Origin of the sequence: Pseudomonas matsuisoli (assembly GCF_014647635.1) — a bacterium.
GTDB lineage: Bacteria > Pseudomonadota > Gammaproteobacteria > Pseudomonadales > Pseudomonadaceae > Pseudomonas_P > Pseudomonas_P matsuisoli.
In genome coordinates this window covers 17,424-36,299 of sequence record NZ_BMPO01000003.1, presented here as the reverse complement: position 1 = coordinate 36,299, position 18,876 = coordinate 17,424, and the positions used below count along the sequence as shown (strand labels likewise).

Below are 18,876 nucleotides of genomic sequence, written 5' to 3'. Positions count from 1 at the left end.
GTTTATTGAGCGCCTCCCTGATGGCCCAGGCGTCGGTTACGGATACTGCCGACGGCGAGCTGGAGCTCGGGCCGGTCAAGGTCGAAGACCGCTATCAAGGCGAAGGCGTGAACAGCTATACGGTCAGGCAGACCCAGTCTTCGACCGGTTTGGCCCTATCTCCGCGGCAGACGCCACAGTCGGTGACCACGATTACCCGCCAGCAGATGGAGGATCGCCAGATTGCCAATATCGAACAGGCGCTGGAAATCACCCCCGGCATAACGGCCAGCAAATCCGAAGTGGGCGGACGTACGGCGTACCGAGCGCGGGGCTACGCGATCAGTAACTGGAAGGTGGATGGCCTGCAGTTTCCTGGTGGTACGGATTTCAGCGGCGCGGGTAGTTCGCTCAACATGGACCTGTATGAACGAATAGACATCCTCCGCGGGGCAAACGGACTGCTTGGTGGCACGGGAGACCCGTCTGCGACGGTCAATCTGATCCGTAAGCGTCCTACCGAGACCTTTGGCGGAAGCGCTTACCTGACCTATGGCAGCTGGGACAAGACGCGTACGGGGGCCGATCTGAACCTGCCGTTGACCGAAGACGGTCGCCTGCGTTCGCGCTTTGTCGTCACCCAGCAGGAAGGTAATTCATTCCGCGATCATCAGTCGGATCGTGCCAGGGGCGCTCTGGCGAATTTCGAATTCGATTTGAGCGACGCCACGACGCTTGGCGCGGGCTATCAGTACGAATACAACAAGGTCGTGGGTGGTGGCTGGGGGGCGAATATCCCGATCTGGTATGGCGACGGCAGCAAGACCGATCTTTCTCGAAGCACCAACCTGGTACCGAGCTGGAGTTACGGCGAGCATGAAACGCAGACCGTGTTCGCGTCCCTCGAGCACCGGTTCAATGAAGATTGGCGGTTGAACGTTCAGGCGGCGCAAAGCACTACCGATGCTGTGAGTCATTATGGCCTTGCGAAGGTGAACCAGTTCAGCCGCGGTACATACACGGGTTACCCGAACCAGGATGGCACCGGTACCGTTCTGAACGGCATTCATATGTCAACGGATACGACTCAGCAGTCGGCGCAGTTCGATCTGAGCGGCGCGTTCGAAGCTCTCGGTCGCCGTCATGAGGTCATGTTCGGCTACAACGACAGCCGTACGGTGGGCTGGAGCCCTCAGTACGACTGCACGTTGTCGAGTACGACGCTGTCTCGTTCGACCTCCGGCAGCTGCCAGTTCCGCGCCAACAACGGTCTGCCGGTCAGTAACTGGTACAACGGCGTTGACGACGACATGTACCTGACGGCGACGAAGACCGGTCTGCACAGCAAGACCACTACGCGTCTGCAGGGCCTGTATGCCGCTACCCGCCTGAGCATTACCGATCCGCTATCGGTGATCCTGGGGGTGCGCACCAGTGACTACAGCAGCAAGACGATCGGCAATACCGGTGCGCGCACGACGCAAACTGAGTCCGGCGTGGTCACGCCGTACGTGGGCGCGGTCTACGACCTCAGCGACAACTACTCGTTGTATGCCAGTTACACGGATATTTTTACCCCGCAAAGTCAGGAAACCGTCAGTGGAAGCCGGGTAGAGCCTATCGTTGGCAAGAGCTACGAAACGGGTATCAAGGGTGAATGGTTCAACGGTCGACTGAATGCCCAGCTTGCGTATTTCCGCACGCAGCAGGACAAGAAAGCGGTTACCGATGGCGCGAACCTGACGCCCACGGGTGCGCAGGCGTACGTCGCCGGTACCGGTACTGAAACCGACGGTATCGACCTCGAAGTCGCAGGTGCGCTGACGCCGAATTGGAACGTCTACGGGGGCTACACCTATCTGCACTTCCGTCGTCTGGATTCGGATGGTCGCAGTGATCCGTCGCACTTGTTCAAGCTGTCGACGACCTATCGCATGCCAGCGCCGCTGGAGCGTTTGACCATGGGCGCAGGCGTCAATGCGCAGAGCAACATCCGAGCACTCTCCAGTCCGGCTGGACAACCCTCGAACGGGGTGAGCAATAGCTCAACTGACGTGAACTGGTCCGGTTATGCGATCTGGAACGCGATGGCCAAGTATGAGATCAGCGATAAAACGGATCTTTCGCTGAACGTGAACAACCTGTTCGACAAGACGTATTACACGCGCTACGGGTTCTACGCGGGTGCAATCTATGGCGACCCGCGCAACCTGGCGGTAACGCTGCGCACCACGTTCTAAAAGTTGTCGCCCGCATGGCCGTGCTCCCGGTCGTGCGGGCTTTTTCGTACGGTGGGTAAAGCCGCGTAATTCGGGTAGAAGGCAGGCATCGGGTATTTCCAACCAACACCTGCCATCTCCGCTTTGAGGAAGCGTTTGCGCTCAAGGCGACTGAAGTCGCCCCTACAGAGTGGTCCCGCTCGTCAGCCTTTGTACATTCCAGTAACATGGCCGACCCATTCAGGCGCGCAGGCCAAACGGTCTCGTGCGTTACACCAGTGATCCCGTTCGGACAGGGTCGTCGAAAGGCGACTGCCACTGTGAGGCAGAACTCCCACCGAATGACGCTTACTGGCCCACCCCAACCCATGTGGCCTTACGTAGGGGTCACCACTAGGAGAGGAGGCGCCATGCCCATCATCACCCTTCCTGACGGCAGTCAACGTCAATTCGATAACCCTGTCAGCGTCCTCGACGTCGCGCAGTCCATTGGTGCGGGGCTTGCCAAGGCGACCGTCGCCGGAAAGGTCGACGGCCAATTGGTCGATGCGTGCGACATCATCAAGCACGACGCCACGCTACAGATCATTACGCCGAAGGATGAAGAAGGGCTGGAAATCATTCGCCACTCCTGTGCTCATTTGATCGGCCATGCCGTGAAGCAGCTGTATCCAACGGCCAAGATGGTGATCGGCCCGGTGATCGACGAAGGCTTCTATTACGACATCGCCTACGAGCGCCCCTTCACGCCGGACGACGTTGCCGCCATCGAAGCCCGGATGAAGAAGCTGATCGACACCGACTACGACGTCATCAAGAAAATGACGCCGCGCGCCGAGGTCATCGATGTTTTCGCCTCGCGTGGCGAGGAGTACAAGCTGCGCCTGATCGAGGACATGCCCGACGAGCAGGCGATGGGGCTCTACTATCACGAAGAATACGTGGACATGTGCCGCGGCCCGCACGTGCCCAATACGCGCTTCCTCAAGGCATTCAAGCTGACTAAGTTGTCGGGTGCCTACTGGCGCGGCGATTCGAAAAACGAGCAGTTGCAGCGCATCTACGGTACGGCCTGGGCAGACAAGAAGCAGCTGGCTGCCTACATCCAACGTATCGAGGAGGCCGAGAAGCGCGACCATCGCCGCATTGGCAAGCAGCTGGACCTGTTCCACCTTCAGGAAGAAGCGCCGGGCATGGTGTTCTGGCATCCGAATGGCTGGACGGTCTATCAGGTGCTCGAGCAGTACATGCGCCAGGTGCAGCGTGAGCACGGCTATCAGGAGGTGAAGACGCCACAAGTCGTCGATCGCATCCTGTGGGAGCGCTCGGGGCACTGGTCCAACTATGCCGAGAACATGTTCACCACGTCCTCGGAAAGCCGCGACTTCGCAGTCAAGCCAATGAACTGCCCATGCCATGTGCAGGTGTTCAACCAAGGGCTCAAGTCCTACCGCGATCTGCCGCTGCGACTCGCCGAATTCGGTGCGTGCCACCGCAACGAGCCGTCGGGCGCGCTGCACGGCATCATGCGCGTGCGCGGTTTCACGCAGGATGACGCGCACATCTTCTGTACTGAAGAACAGGTTCAGAAGGAAGCGGCGGACTTCATCAAGTTGACCCTGCAGGTCTATGCCGACTTCGGCTTCCACGACGTCATCATGAAGTTGTCCACCCGTCCGGCAAAACGCGTGGGTTCTGAAGAAATGTGGGACCGCGCCGAGAAAGCGTTGGCCGACGCGTTGGATGGCTCAGGTCTGGAGTGGGAATACCAGCCAGGCGAGGGCGCGTTTTACGGGCCGAAGATCGAATTCACCCTCAAGGACTGCCTCGGGCGCAACTGGCAATGCGGCACGCTTCAGTACGACCCGAACCTGCCTGAGCGACTCGATGCGAGCTACATTTCCGAGGACAACAGTCGCCAGCGGCCAGTGATGCTGCATCGCGCGATCCTGGGATCGTTCGAGCGCTTCATCGGTATGCTGATCGAGCACTACGCGGGCCAATTCCCTGCTTGGCTGGCGCCAACGCAGGCCGTGATCATGAATATCACGGATAAACAGGCACCGTTCGCCGGAGAAGTGGAGCGGGAACTCAACGTAAGCGGTTTTCGTGCCAAATGCGACTTGAGAAACGAAAAGATCGGATTTAAAATCCGCGAGCATACTTTGCTCAAGGTTCCCTACCTCCTCGTCATTGGAGACCGGGAAGTTGAGACACGTTCCGTAGCCGTACGTACTCGCGAAGGTGTCGACCTGGGGTCGATGCCACTCGATGATTTCCGCGAGTTGCTTGCGCAAGCGGTTTCCCGGCGTGGTCGCCAAATAACGGAGTAAACACTATCAAGCGTGATATGAGACAAGATCGAAGAGCTGCACCTAAGGCCCCGATTAACGAGAATATCTCGGCTCGAGAGGTGCGATTGATTGGTGCAGACGGCCAGCAGATTGGCGTCGTCTCTATTGAAGAAGCGCTTCGCGCTGCTGAAGAAGCCAAGCTGGACCTGGTGGAAATTTCCGCCGATGCGCTGCCGCCCGTATGTCGAATCATGGACTACGGCAAGCACCTCTTCGAAAAGAAGAAGCAAGCCGCTGCCGCGCGCAAGAACCAGCATCAGCAGCAGATTAAAGAAATCAAGTTTCGTCCAGGGACGGAAGAAGGGGATTACCAGGTAAAACTACGCAACCTGGTACGTTTCCTAAATGAAGGGGACAAGGCCAAGATTTCGTTGAGATTTCGCGGTCGTGAGATGGCCCACCAGGAGCTGGGGATGGAACTGTTGAAGCGGGTCGAAACCGACCTTGCCGAGCTCGGTACCGTCGAACAGCATCCTAAGATGGAAGGACGCCAACTAATGATGGTCATCGCCCCCAAAAAGCGAAAGTAACTACCAGGGCACTGGCAGGCCTTGCAGTTATACATATTGATTGAATGCGGAGTATCCGAACATGCCAAAGATGAAGACCAAAAGTGGCGCTGCGAAGCGCTTCAAGAAGACTGCGGGTGGTATCAAGCACAAGCACGCCTTCAAGAGCCACATCCTCACCAAGATGACCACCAAGCGTAAGCGTCAACTGCGCGGCACTTCAATGCTTGCCTCGTGTGACGTTGCTCGTGTTGAGCGTTCCCTGCGCCTGCGCTGATTATTTAAGAGAGGATTGATTCATGGCTCGTGTTAAGCGTGGCGTTATTGCCCGTGCTCGTCACAAAAAGATTCTGAAACTCGCCAAAGGCTACTACGGTGCGCGTTCGCGCGTATTCCGCGTTGCCAAGCAGGCGGTGATCAAGGCTGGCCAATACGCCTACCGTGACCGTCGTCAGCGGAAGCGTCAGTTCCGCGCTCTTTGGATTGCTCGTATCAACGCTGGTGCTCGTCAGAACGGTCTGTCCTACAGCCGCCTGATCGCTGGCCTGAAAAAAGCAGCCATCGAGATCGACCGTAAGGTCCTGGCCGACCTGGCAGTGAACGAAAAAGCGGCGTTTACCGCGATTGTCGAGAAAGCGAAAGCCTCTCTGGCTTAAGTCCCCGACAATTACCGGGCTTGCCCGGTGCTGAACGAAACCAAGTCTGGAATCGTTCTAAACGTCATCGATAGGGGAAGAGCCTTCAAGCTCTTCCCCTATTTCGTATCTGGAGCCCCGAATGGAAAACCTGGATGCACTGGTCTCGCAAGCGCTCGAGTCCGTGCAACACACCGAAGACGTCAACGCCCTGGAGCAACTCCGGGTTCAATACCTCGGCAAGAAGGGCGAGCTGACGCAGGTCATGAAGACCTTGGGCAATATGCCCGCAGAAGAGCGTCCGAAGGTTGGCGCGTTGATCAATGTGGCCAAGGAGCGCGTCCAGGACGCCCTCAACGCACGCAAGCAGACGCTGGAAAGCGCAGCGCTCGCCGCGAAGCTGGCCGCGGAGAAGATCGACGTGACACTGCCCGGCCGTGGCCAGGTTTCCGGCGGGCTGCATCCCGTCACTCGCACGCTCGAGCGTATCGAGCAGTTCTTCACCCGCATCGGCTATGACGTGGCCGAAGGTCCGGAGATCGAAGACGACTATCACAACTTCGAAGCGCTCAACATTCCCGGGCACCACCCGGCGCGTGCCATGCACGACACCTTCTATTTCGATGCGCGCATGCTGCTACGTACCCACACGTCCCCTGTTCAGGTGCGGACGATGGAAACGCAGAAGCCGCCAATCCGCATCGTTTGTCCGGGCCGTGTCTATCGCTGCGATTCGGATATCACGCATTCGCCCATGTTCCACCAGGTCGAAGGCCTGCTGATCGACGAGGGCGTGAGCTTTGCCGACCTAAAGGGCACTATCGAAGAGTTCCTGCGGGTGTTCTTCGAGAAAGACCTGGGTGTGCGCTTCCGGCCTTCCTTCTTCCCCTTCACCGAGCCGTCGGCTGAAGTCGACATGCAGTGCGTCATGTGCTCCGGCAAGGGCTGCCGCGTCTGCAAGCAGACTGGCTGGCTGGAAGTCATGGGCTGCGGCATGGTGCACCCGAACGTGCTGCGCATGTCCGGCATCGATCCGGAACGCTATCAAGGTTTCGCCTTCGGCATGGGCGGCGAACGGCTTGCCATGCTGCGTTACGGCGTGAATGACCTGCGCCTGTTCTTCGACAACGACCTGCGCTTCCTCGGGCAATTCCGATAGCGCGCACGCGTCACGCACACGAACAGGTTTGGGAGAAAGTAAGAGATGAAATTCAGTGAACAGTGGCTCCGCAGCCTCGTCAATCCACCCGTAGATCGGGATGAGCTGGTTGCGCGCCTGTCCATGTCCGGCCTTGAAGTTGACGCCGTAACGCCCGTAGCGGGTGCTTTTAGCGGCGTTGTCGTCGGTGAAGTGCTCAGCGTCGATCCGCATCCCGATGCCGATAAACTGCGCGTGTGCCAAGTCAGCGATGGTCAGGCGACGCTGCAAGTCGTTTGTGGCGCACCCAATGTGCGCCAAGGGCTAAAGATCCCGTTCGCCACGCTCGGCGCGGTACTGCCCGGTGACTTCAAGATCAAGAAAGCCAAGCTACGCGGTGTCGAGTCCAATGGCATGCTGTGCTCGGCTTCGGAGCTGCAGATTAGTGAAGAAAACGATGGCCTGATGGAGCTGGCGGATGATGCGCCGGTCGGCCAAAGCCTGCGCGACTACCTCATGCTGGATGACGCCAGTATCGAGATCGGCCTGACGCCCAATCGTGGTGACTGCCTGTCCCTGACCGGCCTTGCACGAGAAGTTGGTGCCATCTATGCCGTGCCCTACACGGCAGTCGACGTGCCAAACGTCGCGCCTGCTCATGATGAAACACGCCCTGTCGAATTGCTCGCGTCCAACGCGTGCCCGCGATACCTCGGTCGCGTGATTCGCGGAGTTGATCTAAGTCGTCCGACCCCATTGTGGATGGTTGAGCGTCTGCGCCGTTCCGATATTCGCAGCATCGATGCGGCGGTCGACGTTACCAACTACGTGATGCTCGAACTCGGCCAGCCGATGCATGCGTTCGACCTTGCGCAGATCGAAGGCGGCATTCGCGTCCGTATGGCAGAGGAGGGCGAGAAGCTCGTCCTGCTCGACGGCCAAGAAGTCGCCTTGCGCGCGAACACCTTGGTCATCGCCAACCATGCCAGGCCGCTCGCCATCGCGGGTGTCATGGGCGGTGAGCACAGCGGCGTCAGCGCAGGTGCGCGTGACCTGTTCTTGGAAAGCGCCTTTTTCGACACCATCGCCCTGGCAGGTACCGCGCGTTCATACGGCTTGCACACCGATGCATCGCATCGCTTCGAGCGCGGTGTCGACTACACCCTCGCGCGCCGCGCCATGGAGCGCGCTACGCAATTGCTGTTGGATATCGTTGGAGGTGAAGCAGGTCCGATCACCGAAGCGGTCAAGGAAGAGGCGTTACCGAAGGTCGAGCCCATTACGCTGCGCGCGGAGCGCGTGAGCCGTATGCTCGGTTTGGACGTGCCGAGCGCAGATATCGAGCGCATGCTCACTTCGCTGGAACTGGACGTGAACGCCACGGAGCCCGGTACCTGGCAAGTCGGTGTCCCCAGTCATCGTTTCGACCTGAGTTTGGAGGTCGATCTCATCGAAGAGATCGGTCGTCTCTACGGCTACAACCGTTTGCCGGTGCGCTATCCGCAAGCGCGGCTCGCACCCACTGCACGTGCCGAAGCCCGTTCCGAGCTACCCGCGCTCAAGCGACTGCTCGTTGCTCGCGGTTATCAAGAAGCGATCACCTACACGTTCATCGATCAAAAGCTCTTCGAGCTTTTCGCGCCCGATACTCAGCCTCTCAAACTGGCTAACCCGATCTCGGCTGAACTGTCGATCATGCGTACCTCGCTTTGGCCGAGCCTGACCAAAGCGCTGTTGCATAACCTCAATCGCCAGCAGAATCGTGTTCGGTTATTCGAGAGCGGCCTTCGCTTCGTCGGTCAGCTGGAGAACCTGCAGCAAGACATGATGCTCGCCGGCCTCATCAGCGGCAGCCGTCTGCCGGAAGGTTGGACGGCAGGGCGCGAGTCCGTCGACTTCTACGACTTGAAAGCCGACGTCGAAGCCATCCTTGCCAATGCCGGTGCAGCAGGTGATTTCCATTTTGCGCCGGGGAGCCATCACGCGTTGCATCCGGGCCAGACGGCTGCCGTCATGCGGGGCGAGCGGTGTATCGGCTACATCGGCGCCTTGCACCCGGAACTCGCGCGCGAATTGGGTATCGAACAGGCCGTCTACCTATTTGAGCTGGAGTTGGCACAGGTGGCGCCCGGTATGTTGCCGGCCTTCCGCGAGCTGTCCCGCTTCCCGGAAGTGCGTCGTGACCTGGCGCTGGTGGTAGAGAAGGGCGTAGCGGCCGAATCCTTGTTGAACGACATGCGCGAGCAGGCCGGAGAGTTCTTGACCGACCTCAAGCTGTTTGATGTTTATGAAGGAAAAGGTATTGATCCTGATAGGAAAAGCCTGGCAGTTGGCTTGACCTGGCAGCATCCAGCGCGCACTCTTACCGACGAAGAAACCAACGCGACGATGCAACGCATCCTCACCTCGCTCGAACAAAGGTTCAACGCAACGTTAAGGAAGTAACGTATGGTGGCCCTGACGAAAGCCGAGATGGCCGAACGCTTATATGAAGAGTTAGGTCTCAACAAACGGGAAGCCAAGGAACTGGTCGAACTGTTTTTTGAAGAAATTCGTCAGGCCCTGGAGCACAACGAGCAGGTCAAGCTGTCCGGATTCGGCAACTTTGATCTGCGCGACAAGCGCCAGCGACCCGGCCGAAACCCGAAGACCGGCGAGGAGATTCCGATCACCGCTCGCCGCGTCGTCACGTTTCGGCCAGGCCAAAAACTAAAAGCCAGAGTCGAAGCCTATGCTGGAACCAAGCCATAACGACGAGCTACCCCCCATCCCGGGTAAGCGCTATTTCACCATTGGTGAAGTCAGCGAGCTCTGCGCCGTCAAGCCGCACGTATTGCGCTACTGGGAGCAGGAATTTCCTCAGCTCAGCCCCGTGAAGCGACGCGGCAACCGCCGCTACTACCAACGCCACGACGTCCTCATGATCCGCCAGATCCGTGGCCTGCTTTACGAGCAAGGCTTCACCATCGGCGGCGCCCGCCAACGCCTTTCCGGCGACGAAGCGAAGGACGATAGCACCCAATACAAACTCTTCCTGCGCCAGATGGTCTCCGAGCTCGAAGACGTCCTCACCGTGCTGCGTCGGTAAGATTTTTCCAGGAAAAACCTTCCAACATTCAAACCCTTAAGGTATAGTTTCGCCCGTTTCCAGCAATCGGAAACACCGTCGGGGCGTAGCGCAGCCTGGTAGCGCACTTGCATGGGGTGCAAGGGGTCGAGTGTTCGAATCACTCCGTCCCGACCAAAAATCAGAAATCCAGTCACTTAGCGGTGACTGGATTTTTTTATGGCCGATGGTTTTTGAAAGCTTCTAATTTTCGCCCCAGTTTTCGCCCCACCGTTGTCTTCGCTGAAATCTACTGAGTGAAAGGCTATCAATCAGATGCTCTTTGCGGTTTGCTTAATGCTCCTGTCGCTAAAGGCTGTCTCGGTAGAGCGGAACGACGCGTATCTGCGAAATTGCGTCTGACTACCCAGCGCCGCATCATTTGCAGTTTACTCAACCGCAGGATTCGCGCATCTGGTCAATTGGAAGGTGACAGGCAGAGATCGTCCGATTGCGGACGTTCACCTAGCACACACTCGGTGATTCGTTCGATCTGTATCGTTGAGCAGTAAGCTCAACTGCTCTCGAATCGATCTATGCCCCGGCGTAGCTACATAGCGTGCATGAAACAGTGCTTTGAGGGTGTAGTGCGGGGATGAGAATGGAGTTTCGTGCTCCACAAAGCGCGAGCAATGAAACAGCTGGGCAGCGACATCTCAGGGCATGGCAGCGACATGCCGAGCGCTCACACGGTGATCTAGATACAGCGCTGAACCAATGCCTTCATGTGCGCTTCTGGCCACGATGACCTAGTCGTTTATGAAGCCGTCCAGAGCCTCGATATCTTTGTACTAACCGCTGTATTCATCGGCGAATCCCAGCACGAATTGGGCTCGCCCGTTGGCAAGATCATCCGATGACTCCCTGTGACTTGAGCTGATTACTCTGGGGCGCCAACTGCTCCAGCCTGGCGTTCGATTTCAACAAATATTTGCTCCATGCTCGACCTAGAATGCGCAGCGGCGTACGGCCTTGTATCAATGAGGCGGCGTACCATTCGGAAAGAAAGTATGGCCAGTTGCCTCTACGTCGAGCAGTTCCGTTACTATCTGCGGATGCTACGGCTTTATGCTGACAGCGGCCAAGGAGGGGCATGATGTGGGTCGATAACGAAACAGATACGGACTTCCTCAATTTTTCCGGGGTTGCCGACACCGTTGCCGAGATCGTTTACCAGGCCAACGGGCGCCCAATTTCCATTGGGGTTTCTGGTGCTTGGGGGGCTGGTAAGTCCTCGATGATCAAGCTCATTCAGGCGTCGCTGCGCAACCCGCCGGAGTCGGCGCAAAAGCCTGAAAAAGACTTCGTCTTCGTCGAGTTCAATGCCTGGCTGTACCAAGGGTATGACGACGCCCGTGCGGCGTTGATGGACGTTATCGCGTCCCGCCTGCAGGAAGAGGCCGAGGCGCGGCAGACTGCTCTCGACAAGGTCTACGAGCTAGGCGAGCGGGTGAATTGGCTTCGGGTGGCCAAGCTCATGGGCGGTGTGGCAATTTCTGCTGCGGCCGGTCTTCCGATGTCCGGTCTGGTCGGTGGGGCGTTGGGCCTGGCCAAGCAATGGTGGTCGGGCGACGTCGATCCGGCGACAGTCAGCGCAACCCAAGACTACGCCGAAAAGGCGGTCGATGAGGCCAAGCAGCTCATCAAGGGAAAGCCTCAGAAACCTTCGCCGCCCAAGGAAATTCAGGCGCTCCGAGAGAACTTTGAAGCGGTCTTGGATGAGCTTGGCGTCACGCTAGTCGTATTGATCGATGATCTGGATCGTTGCCTGCCTGAAACGACCATCTCAACCCTTGAGGCCATCAGGCTGTTCCTATTCCTGCGTAACACAGCCTTCGTCATTGCTGCAGATAACGAGATGATCAAGCATGCGGTGCGCCGACATTTCAGTGGCGTGCCCGACGATGTATTGGTCACCAGCTACTTCGACAAGCTGATTCAGGTTCCGATTCGGGTGCCGCCTCTTGGGACACAGGAAGTCCGGGCGTACATGATGATGCTTTTCACCGAGAATAGTGGGCTGCCCAAGGACGAGGTCGAGTCCATCCGCGTTAAAGTTCGCAATCAGCTTCGGACAACATGGCAAGGCGGTCGTGTTGATCGGGCCTTTATGCAGTCGCTGTCCAAGAAATACCCTGAGGAGCTGATCGGGAAATTCGACACTGCAGAGCGTCTTGCAGCGGTGATGACCTCTGCGTCAGGTATTCATGGCAACCCCCGGCTTATCAAGCGCTTTCTGAACGCCTTGGCAATCCGGATGAGCATTTCACGTGCCCACGGCGTGGGCGTCGATGAGGCGGCGCTGGTCAAGTTGATGTTGTTCGAGCGCAGTGGCAATCCGAAGGCCTTCGACGAACTGATGAAAGCGGTTGCCGCTGATAAGCACGGCAAGCCAGTGATGCTGGCAGGCTGGGAAGCCGATGTGAAACAAGGCAAGGAGTTGTCCTTGAATCAGCCTTGGGATCACTCCTTTGTGAAGGAATGGCTGGCCTTGCCCCCGGCTCTGGCGGACAAGGACTTGCGTGGAGCCATCTACGTAAGCCGCGAGCATGCACCGATCATCACCGACGAAGATCGTCTTTCCTCAAACGCTGCAGGGCTGCTGACCGCGCTGCTCGATTCGCCCGATATGGCGCCTCAGCTCAGGGAATCCCTGAGGGAGATTGCTCCTGCTGAGATTAGCGTCATCATGGATCGTCTTCTTGACAAGGCAGGCGATGAGCAAGAGTGGGGCGTACCGCCCATTCTGGATGCGATGCTGGTCATCGCGGGCATCGATGGATTGCAGGGGCCGCGCCTAGCCGCATTCTTGAAAGAACGTCCGCCCGCACAGATCCAGGCTGGGATAGTGCCAAAAATCAAAGATGAGAGCTGGGCAAGGTCTGTATTTGATTACTGGCAAAGCCTCGATGTCAGTGCTCCAGTTAAGGCTGCGATAAGGAAGTTGAATGGGAACGTCACAAAATAGCGACGGGCCGGGAAAAGGGGTGCCGATGGTGCCTCCGTGGACGCCTCCGTTACCGCCAATGCCACCGGTACCGCCACTACCTGTCCCGCCTCATGTCCCAGAGCCGCCGGTTCCGCCAGTCCCTGTGCCGCCAGATCCTGGAGAGGATCGTCCTGATCAGGACGTGCAGTCTGATGGCTCTCCAGAGGGTGATAAGGCGCCTAAGACTGCACCGCAGTCGCCGCCGCCATTAGCTCCTTCAGGCCGCTTTGGCGGTGCGCGCAAGGGATTGGGCGACTACGCCAAGAACGCTCATCGCAGCGGCCTCCAGCGCAGCCTGAAGCACTACGTCAAACATGGGTACGGTGGTGCCAAAACCACGACGGCTCGATTTGGTGGAACGGTAGCTGTTGCTGCGATGCTGGGTGGCACCCTTGAGTCGGTGGCTGACGGAACCAGCCAACCCAATGTGCGCGCTATTGACCCCGTCCTTCTGAATGGCCGATCTGCTTCGGAAGTCATGGATGCGTTGGTTGAAGCTGTTCGGCCTGTCGATGGAACTCAGGATGCGGAGGCAGAGCGAGCCTCGATCCGGGGCTCTCTGTCCGATGTACTCGTTAAGTACCCCAACGCTGATCTGTTGAGTTTGGCCCCTGAAGAGCGGGCCTACGCGATCGAGCGTTTCACCGCGTTGGATGTGTTTCACCGGTACGAGCTTGACTTGGGGAAAACCGTCCAAGAGAAAGCCGAAACGCCTTTAGTCGCGGTGCGCCGGCTGAAAGAGATCAAGGAATACATCAAAGAGTGCGTCTCAGCCTCTTTTCGCACCATTGCTGCCACTGGAGCACGGTTGACGACCGGGCGTATTTCTCAGGTCGTGACAAAGGCGCTACAGCAGACTTTTGAGGTATTCGAGGGGTATACCGAATGAAGTTCGTTTGTGGCCCTGCTGGGTTTCAGGTACCCGCGATCGACCAGGCAATGCCGGTGGTGATCTATGGTCAGGCGGAAAAGGGGCAGGTCAGTGTTGGAGGGTACACCCGCCATCTGCTTGAGAAGGCTCACCTAGATATCTCGCCTCAGGCGTGGGATTTTCTGACCATCGCGCTTTCAGTCGTTGCGGCAGACTTCACCGACCTGCGCGCGAAAAGCGCTGACGGGTGGACGCGTACGCTCGAACTTCATGTCGCTGTTCAAGACCCTGTATTTTGGAATTCCCAGTCACGAGCGCTGGAAGCTGCGCTGGGTTTTCTAACAACAGATGTGTGGACGTTCGTCTTTCATTCCGGTGGGTATGGGCCACCTGCACAGTTGCAAGCGCTGCATCCCCAAGAAGAATCGGTGGCCCTGCTGTCTGGCGGAATGGATAGCCTGATTGGTGCGATCGACCTGGTCACTGAGAAGGTGAAACCTTACGCCGTCAGCCAAATCGTGCGAGGCGATGGTCAGAAGCAGCACGACTTTGCCCAGAGCCTTGGGTTGTCCAGGATCGGCCTGAATCACGTTGCCAAGTCTCCGGGGTCTCAGGAACCCTCGCAGCGGGCACGCTCCATTGTGTTCCTGGCTTTTGGATTGGCCGTTGCGACGTCCCTTGATCGGTACCACCAAGGCGGTCGGGTGCCTCTCTACATCTGCGAGAACGGCTTCATCGCGATCAACCCGCCGCTGACCGTGACTCGGCTCGGCAGTCTGAGTACTCGAACTGCGCATCCCGAATACCTCGGTCGTTTACAGCAGATCTTCGATGCAGCCAGCATCAATGTTCAGATTCGTAACCCTTACGCCCTGGCGACAAAGGGCGAGATGATGGTGGACTGTAAGAACCAGGATCTGCTCAAGCAGCATGCAGTGATGTCCACCAGTTGCGGGCGTTTCCAGCGGTTTGGGTACAAACACTGCGGGCGATGCGTGCCTTGCCAGGTCAGGAGAGCCTCGTTCATTCGATGGGGCGAGCTGAAGGACAGCACGGAATACGTCTATGACGACCTGAGCATCAACAGTCCCAAGTACGGTCGTTTCGAAGATGTTCGCTCTGTGGGGATGGCGGTAGAGAGCGTCGCGCAAGACGGATTCGATCAGTGGCTAGGACACAGTCTTTTTTCATCGTTCATTACTGACAGGCCAGGGTACCAACGGATGCTTGCCCAAGGCCTTGATGAGCTGGCCACGCTGCATGCTTCCTATGGGCTGGGCAGCCGCTAGAAAGTGAGAGTGTGCTGAGTGCCTGCTCCCGTTTTCTGCCCTTTGCTCGTACCCTCCAGCTTGGTTCTGGCAGGCCCTGATACCGATAGTTAATGGAGAATCACTGATCACCAACATGCGACTACGCAGTACTCCGTTCCACTAAGCGCTTTGCATCAACCAATTTCCCAAGCCCCTCCCGGTTCGTTCGGATTTCCTCTGCCACATCTGGCCCGTGGTAGACCATCGACGTTTCATGCCGCATGTAATCCGGATCGCGGCTGGCGCTGAACCAGTTGAAGGAGCCCACGCACAGTAAGTTGTCGTCCGCCATGACTAATTTGCTGTGGATTCGGTTGATTGGGTACACACGCACCCCAACACCCTTAAGCGTATGGATTGCCTGCTTTAATTCGATTGACTTCGACGCATCCGCCGGTTTGCCAACATTGAATTCAACGTCCGTGTAGATGCTTATTTGTACATGGCGGGAAGTTGCTTCGGTCATGGCGTCCATAGCGCCTATCTCGTTAACGCGGGACAGTTTCAGCCATGGGCTGACGATATGGATTTCTCGCGTGGCCTGTCGCAATGCGGCCAGTAGGAACTGGTCGTGTTCTTCAGCATTGTGCAGGTGCGAAAGGCCGGTACGCGTCGTCAACAAGTCCTGGCGTGGCGGTGGGGTGAAACGGAGTTCGTTTTCGGGTTCGGCGAAGAGGTAGCGTGCGAGCAGGGCACGGGGTGAGCCTGGTTGGGCCAGGGTGAAAAGATCCATGTCGCCGAAAACCAGGAAGCTGTCCTGAGCGCGGGAAACCGCAACGTTGAGCATGCTGTTACGTTGGTCGATAAAGCCGCCGTTAGCATGTTTGGAGTACGTAGGTGAGAAAAGAATGACTCGACGTGCAGCGCCTTGAAGCGCATGCACAGTACCTACGGTAACGGCGTCTTCTTCCTTTCCAGTTTTTATGCCTTTGGCGTTGCAGGCATCTTGGATGGCGCCGACTTGTGCGCCGAAAGGGGTAACGATGCCGACAATTTTCGAGATGTGCTGCCCGTACCGCGATTCGAGTTCAGTGCGGTTCTCGTCGAGCCAAGCGGCGATCGTTTCAGCTTCCAGTACGTTGTTGCGGCTGCGTCCATGGCCGCGTTTGCAGATGCCAGGGACATGTAGATAACCCATTGGCGGAAGTGCCGGGTTTGTTGGATCCCTGCGCATCGGTTGCAGGCGGCCGTGGTAGCAGAGTTTGTTGCAGTAATCGACGATGCTGTCGTAGCAGCGGCGGTGTTCGTAGAGGTACATGCCGCGCGCGAGCTGGTGGTCGTAGTGGTAACGGCTGGCGTTCTGGGCAATACGCATGGCGCTGCCGCTGGCTGATGCTTTGCCGAGCTCGACGATACGTGCGTATCCAGCGTCCTCGTCCGCGGTGTTCAGTAAGTCGGCGTCGAAGAGGTTGCCTTTGTCGACGGGTGTGTTCGTCGACCAGATAGGTTCGATCTGTTCGGTGTCGCCGATCACCAATGCCTTACGTGCGAGTGCGAAAGAGGCACCAGCGACTTCCGGTTGAACCTGTCCAGCCTCGTCGACGATAAGGAGGTCGGCGAAGTCGTATAGATAGTCAGTTTTCCACGCGCCATTGTCGTTGCGTCTGACGCTCAGTTTCTTTGGCAGCATGAAGAACGTCGACACGATACAAGGGGTAAGTTTCATCCATCTGCGCCACCGCGGAATGACCGTCGTTTTGCCAGTACGTTTGGCTGCGGCTTCGATGTCTTTTAGGTTTTCATTCATCTCCAGCAGCCATCGGCCTTCCCAGTAATGGGTCGTCAACAGGAAGAGCGGAAAGCGTAAACGCGTGTCGGCAGGCGCGTCGCAAGCAGCTAGGTCGAGCGTTTCGGCGCGGGCCGCGAAGTCGTTGCCTAGAGGTTCAAGCGCATGCGCCCAGGCTTGCACGCAAAGGCTCCGCTTATCTACGAGATGCTGAAGCACCTTCAGGCGTCTTGTTTCGGTCTCTAGCGCAAAGGTTGCGTCATCCAGCCAATGCCTGATTGACGACTCGATGTCGCTGAATGTCCGCCACGCTTGAATCTGCATTTCCTGTTCGCAAGAAAATGCCGGCAAAGACTTGTCACCCAGGGCCACTCGGGCACGCGCTATGCGCTTACGTCCAATGCTGGGTACCCAATTGAACAGGGCAAGGAAAATCGATTCGTCCGCTAAATAGCGTTCCAGTGCGTGCTGACGAGCAACGACACTTTCTCGGATGTCCGCGAGCCGTTGTTCATTTACACGGTTCTGCGCTTCTTCCAAAGATCGACTGCCAAGCATTTCATTCAGGGCTTGGCGGGACTGCACTAAAGCATCCCACGTATCGACCAGTGCACTAAGTTCGGCGGCCCCGGACTCGATTCGCTCCCGTAGTAAATCGACCGTATGTTCGACGGTCAGCGCTTTAGAATCTGGAAACGCTACCGCTGCATTCTCCAAATAGCGTTCCTTGGCAACGCTCAATCCTTCCGAGGTCTCCAGTGCGGTGAAGAACTGATCCGTTTGATATGTCTGCGCGGCTTTTTCGGCCTTGCTATCGGCTGGCAGGTAGGCGCCGAAGCTGCCTAACTGCGGAAGCCAACGTCCCGCAAAGGGGCCATTGCCTACGGAGAAATCCTGTGCGAACGCGTCGAGGATGTTGGTGACGGCCTGGTTGTTGGTCGAGCTTGCGACGATTACAGGCGGTTGAGCATCCGGGCCAGCCAACGCGGCTTTGGTCCAAAGTGTTGCTACAACAGATAGCAGCAAGGTGGTCTTGCCGGTTCCAGGAGGACCGTTTACCGCTAGGACGTCGCCCTCTGGGCAAGCAAGCAAATGAGTTAGCGCATCGCGTTGCGCCGGGGCTAGGGGATGCTCCGCATGACTGTGTGCCAAACGCTCGGCAAAACCTTGCTCTTTGCCAAGGCATGATTCGGGCGCAGGGTAGTCGAGGGCGGCGTAGCGTTCGAATAGCGGGGCGCTAGGCTTCGTCGTTTGGATATGCTCGTAGAGCGAGACGATGTGCTGGCTCGCGCCTTTTGACGCCTGTTCTTTCATCACGAGCAGCTCAGGCAGGCGTTGATAGGGATCGTCTTCGCTCGGCCAGTGCGGGCATATCGCTTTTAGCAGTTGGCCGATGTAGCGCTGATATTCGGCCCAATGTGCTTGGTGCGTCGCGGGCTCGCCCCACTGTGGATCAGCCAATGGCCGCTGTTTGCTTAACTGCTCGTCCACGTCCTTCACGTTGGCGACCGCGAAGCTGCCGCGTTCGAGCGGCTCCAGAATGTTCCTGGGTACCTGCGTCTTTGCGGTGGGCCAGAGCTTCCCGTCGCGCGTCAGGATGGCCTCCGTGACGATTGGCGTAATGTAGCGAGGCAAGTTCGTACGCTTAGCGCCGTGTTCCAACGTGGAAGCAAACAGATAAGGTCTTAGTGAGACAACGACGCGCTCGGCGCTTTCCGGCTCGTCTCTAAAGCACGCCGCCAGTGTGTCTTCGGCTAACACGCCGGCAAGCATCACGTGTTCGGGTTGTCGTATGAAGGCCTTTAGCTCTTCGTCATTGAGTGCGCCGTTATTGCGTTCCGCATCTGCCAGGCAATTGCGCCAGTACTTCGCGAGCTTAAGTGCATCCTGTTTCATGAGTGCGATTTAGGCCATTCATCCGTGTGCATATGGGGCCGGTAATAACTCGGCATCTGTGTGGGCGAGCCTAGCGCAGGTGTTTCAAGGCGTCGACCAAGACAGTTTTATGCACTACCGGATAACTTAATTAGACCTAAACCA

Annotated in this window: 13 protein-coding genes and 1 tRNA gene; 13 read left to right on the top strand and 1 reads right to left on the bottom strand. The window is 57.7% G+C overall.

The window, feature by feature from the left end; translation table 11 throughout:
• The first annotated feature begins 20 nt into the window (after positions 1-20).
• The 13 genes from IEY47_RS06465 (at position 21) to qatC (ending at position 15,089) form a co-directional block, all read left to right on the top strand.
• Positions 21-2,219, top strand: a complete 2,199-nt coding sequence (locus IEY47_RS06465; RefSeq protein ID WP_188982923.1) for a TonB-dependent siderophore receptor — start codon at positions 21-23, stop codon at positions 2,217-2,219.
• Positions 2,220-2,608: 389 nt separating this feature from the next.
• Positions 2,609-4,531 (top strand): threonine--tRNA ligase, encoded by a 1,923-nt coding sequence (thrS, locus tag IEY47_RS06460; protein ID WP_188982359.1) that lies wholly within the window; start codon positions 2,609-2,611, stop codon positions 4,529-4,531.
• A 17-nt stretch (positions 4,532-4,548) separates the two neighbouring features.
• Entirely contained in the window at positions 4,549-5,082 is a 534-nt protein-coding gene (infC, locus tag IEY47_RS06455; protein WP_188982358.1) for a translation initiation factor IF-3, read from the top strand.
• 61 nt (positions 5,083-5,143) lie between these two features.
• On the top strand, positions 5,144-5,338 hold the full coding sequence (gene rpmI, locus IEY47_RS06450; protein WP_188982357.1) for a 50S ribosomal protein L35: 195 nt from the start codon (positions 5,144-5,146) through the stop codon (positions 5,336-5,338).
• A 22-nt stretch (positions 5,339-5,360) separates the two neighbouring features.
• The gene (gene rplT / locus IEY47_RS06445) at positions 5,361-5,717 is read left to right on the top strand and encodes a 50S ribosomal protein L20 (RefSeq protein WP_188982356.1); all 357 of its coding nucleotides are present in this window, start codon (positions 5,361-5,363) and stop codon (positions 5,715-5,717) included.
• A 121-nt stretch (positions 5,718-5,838) separates the two neighbouring features.
• On the top strand, positions 5,839-6,855 hold the full coding sequence (gene pheS, locus IEY47_RS06440; protein ID WP_188982355.1) for a phenylalanine--tRNA ligase subunit alpha: 1,017 nt from the start codon (positions 5,839-5,841) through the stop codon (positions 6,853-6,855).
• A 45-nt stretch (positions 6,856-6,900) separates the two neighbouring features.
• Positions 6,901-9,279, top strand: a complete 2,379-nt coding sequence (gene pheT, locus IEY47_RS06435; protein WP_188982354.1) for a phenylalanine--tRNA ligase subunit beta — start codon at positions 6,901-6,903, stop codon at positions 9,277-9,279.
• A gap of 3 nt (positions 9,280-9,282) precedes the next feature.
• Entirely contained in the window at positions 9,283-9,585 is a 303-nt protein-coding gene (gene ihfA / locus IEY47_RS06430) for an integration host factor subunit alpha (protein ID WP_188982353.1), read from the top strand.
• Entirely contained in the window at positions 9,566-9,922 is a 357-nt protein-coding gene (locus IEY47_RS06425; protein WP_188982352.1) for a MerR family transcriptional regulator, read from the top strand. The genes ihfA and IEY47_RS06425 overlap by 20 nt, the downstream gene beginning before the upstream one ends.
• 79 nt (positions 9,923-10,001) lie before the next feature.
• Positions 10,002-10,078: transfer RNA gene (locus IEY47_RS06420), tRNA-Pro, on the top strand.
• Between the two features lie 958 nt (positions 10,079-11,036).
• Positions 11,037-12,908, top strand: coding sequence for a KAP family P-loop NTPase fold protein (locus IEY47_RS06415; RefSeq protein ID WP_188982922.1), 1,872 nt, complete (start codon positions 11,037-11,039; stop codon positions 12,906-12,908).
• Positions 12,909-13,176: 268 nt separating this feature from the next.
• Positions 13,177-13,818 (top strand): Qat anti-phage system associated protein QatB, encoded by a 642-nt coding sequence (gene qatB, locus IEY47_RS06410; protein ID WP_229779283.1) that lies wholly within the window; start codon positions 13,177-13,179, stop codon positions 13,816-13,818.
• Positions 13,815-15,089: a Qat anti-phage system QueC-like protein QatC gene (qatC, locus tag IEY47_RS06405; RefSeq protein WP_188982350.1), complete on the top strand. Its 1,275-nt coding sequence runs from the start codon at positions 13,815-13,817 to the stop codon at positions 15,087-15,089. The genes qatB and qatC overlap by 4 nt, the downstream gene beginning before the upstream one ends.
• Before the next feature lie 121 nt (positions 15,090-15,210).
• On the opposite strand, the gene IEY47_RS06400 is transcribed toward qatC, so the two are convergent.
• Positions 15,211-18,732 (bottom strand): AAA domain-containing protein, encoded by a 3,522-nt coding sequence (locus IEY47_RS06400; RefSeq protein WP_188982349.1) that lies wholly within the window; start codon positions 18,730-18,732, stop codon positions 15,211-15,213.
• Positions 18,733-18,876: the final 144 nt, after the last annotated feature.

Excerpts from the sequence above, each read along its gene's own strand:
- rplT (WP_188982356.1), top strand. The coding sequence starts at position 5,361 with ATGGCTCGTGTTAAGCGTGGCGTTATTGCCCGTGCTCGTCACAAAAAG.
- infC (WP_188982358.1), top strand. The coding sequence starts at position 4,549 with ATGAGACAAGATCGAAGAGCTGCACCTAAGGCCCCGATTAACGAGAAT.
- IEY47_RS06425 (WP_188982352.1), top strand. The coding sequence starts at position 9,566 with ATGCTGGAACCAAGCCATAACGACGAGCTACCCCCCATCCCGGGTAAG.
- ihfA (WP_188982353.1), top strand. The coding sequence starts at position 9,283 with ATGGTGGCCCTGACGAAAGCCGAGATGGCCGAACGCTTATATGAAGAG.
- IEY47_RS06400 (WP_188982349.1), bottom strand. The coding sequence starts at position 18,732 with ATGAAACAGGATGCACTTAAGCTCGCGAAGTACTGGCGCAATTGCCTG.
- IEY47_RS06415 (WP_188982922.1), top strand. The coding sequence starts at position 11,037 with ATGTGGGTCGATAACGAAACAGATACGGACTTCCTCAATTTTTCCGGG.
- pheT (WP_188982354.1), top strand. The coding sequence starts at position 6,901 with ATGAAATTCAGTGAACAGTGGCTCCGCAGCCTCGTCAATCCACCCGTA.
- qatC (WP_188982350.1), top strand. The coding sequence starts at position 13,815 with ATGAAGTTCGTTTGTGGCCCTGCTGGGTTTCAGGTACCCGCGATCGAC.
- thrS (WP_188982359.1), top strand. The coding sequence starts at position 2,609 with ATGCCCATCATCACCCTTCCTGACGGCAGTCAACGTCAATTCGATAAC.
- rpmI (WP_188982357.1), top strand. The coding sequence starts at position 5,144 with ATGCCAAAGATGAAGACCAAAAGTGGCGCTGCGAAGCGCTTCAAGAAG.
- pheS (WP_188982355.1), top strand. The coding sequence starts at position 5,839 with ATGGAAAACCTGGATGCACTGGTCTCGCAAGCGCTCGAGTCCGTGCAA.
- IEY47_RS06465 (WP_188982923.1), top strand. The coding sequence starts at position 21 with ATGGCCCAGGCGTCGGTTACGGATACTGCCGACGGCGAGCTGGAGCTC.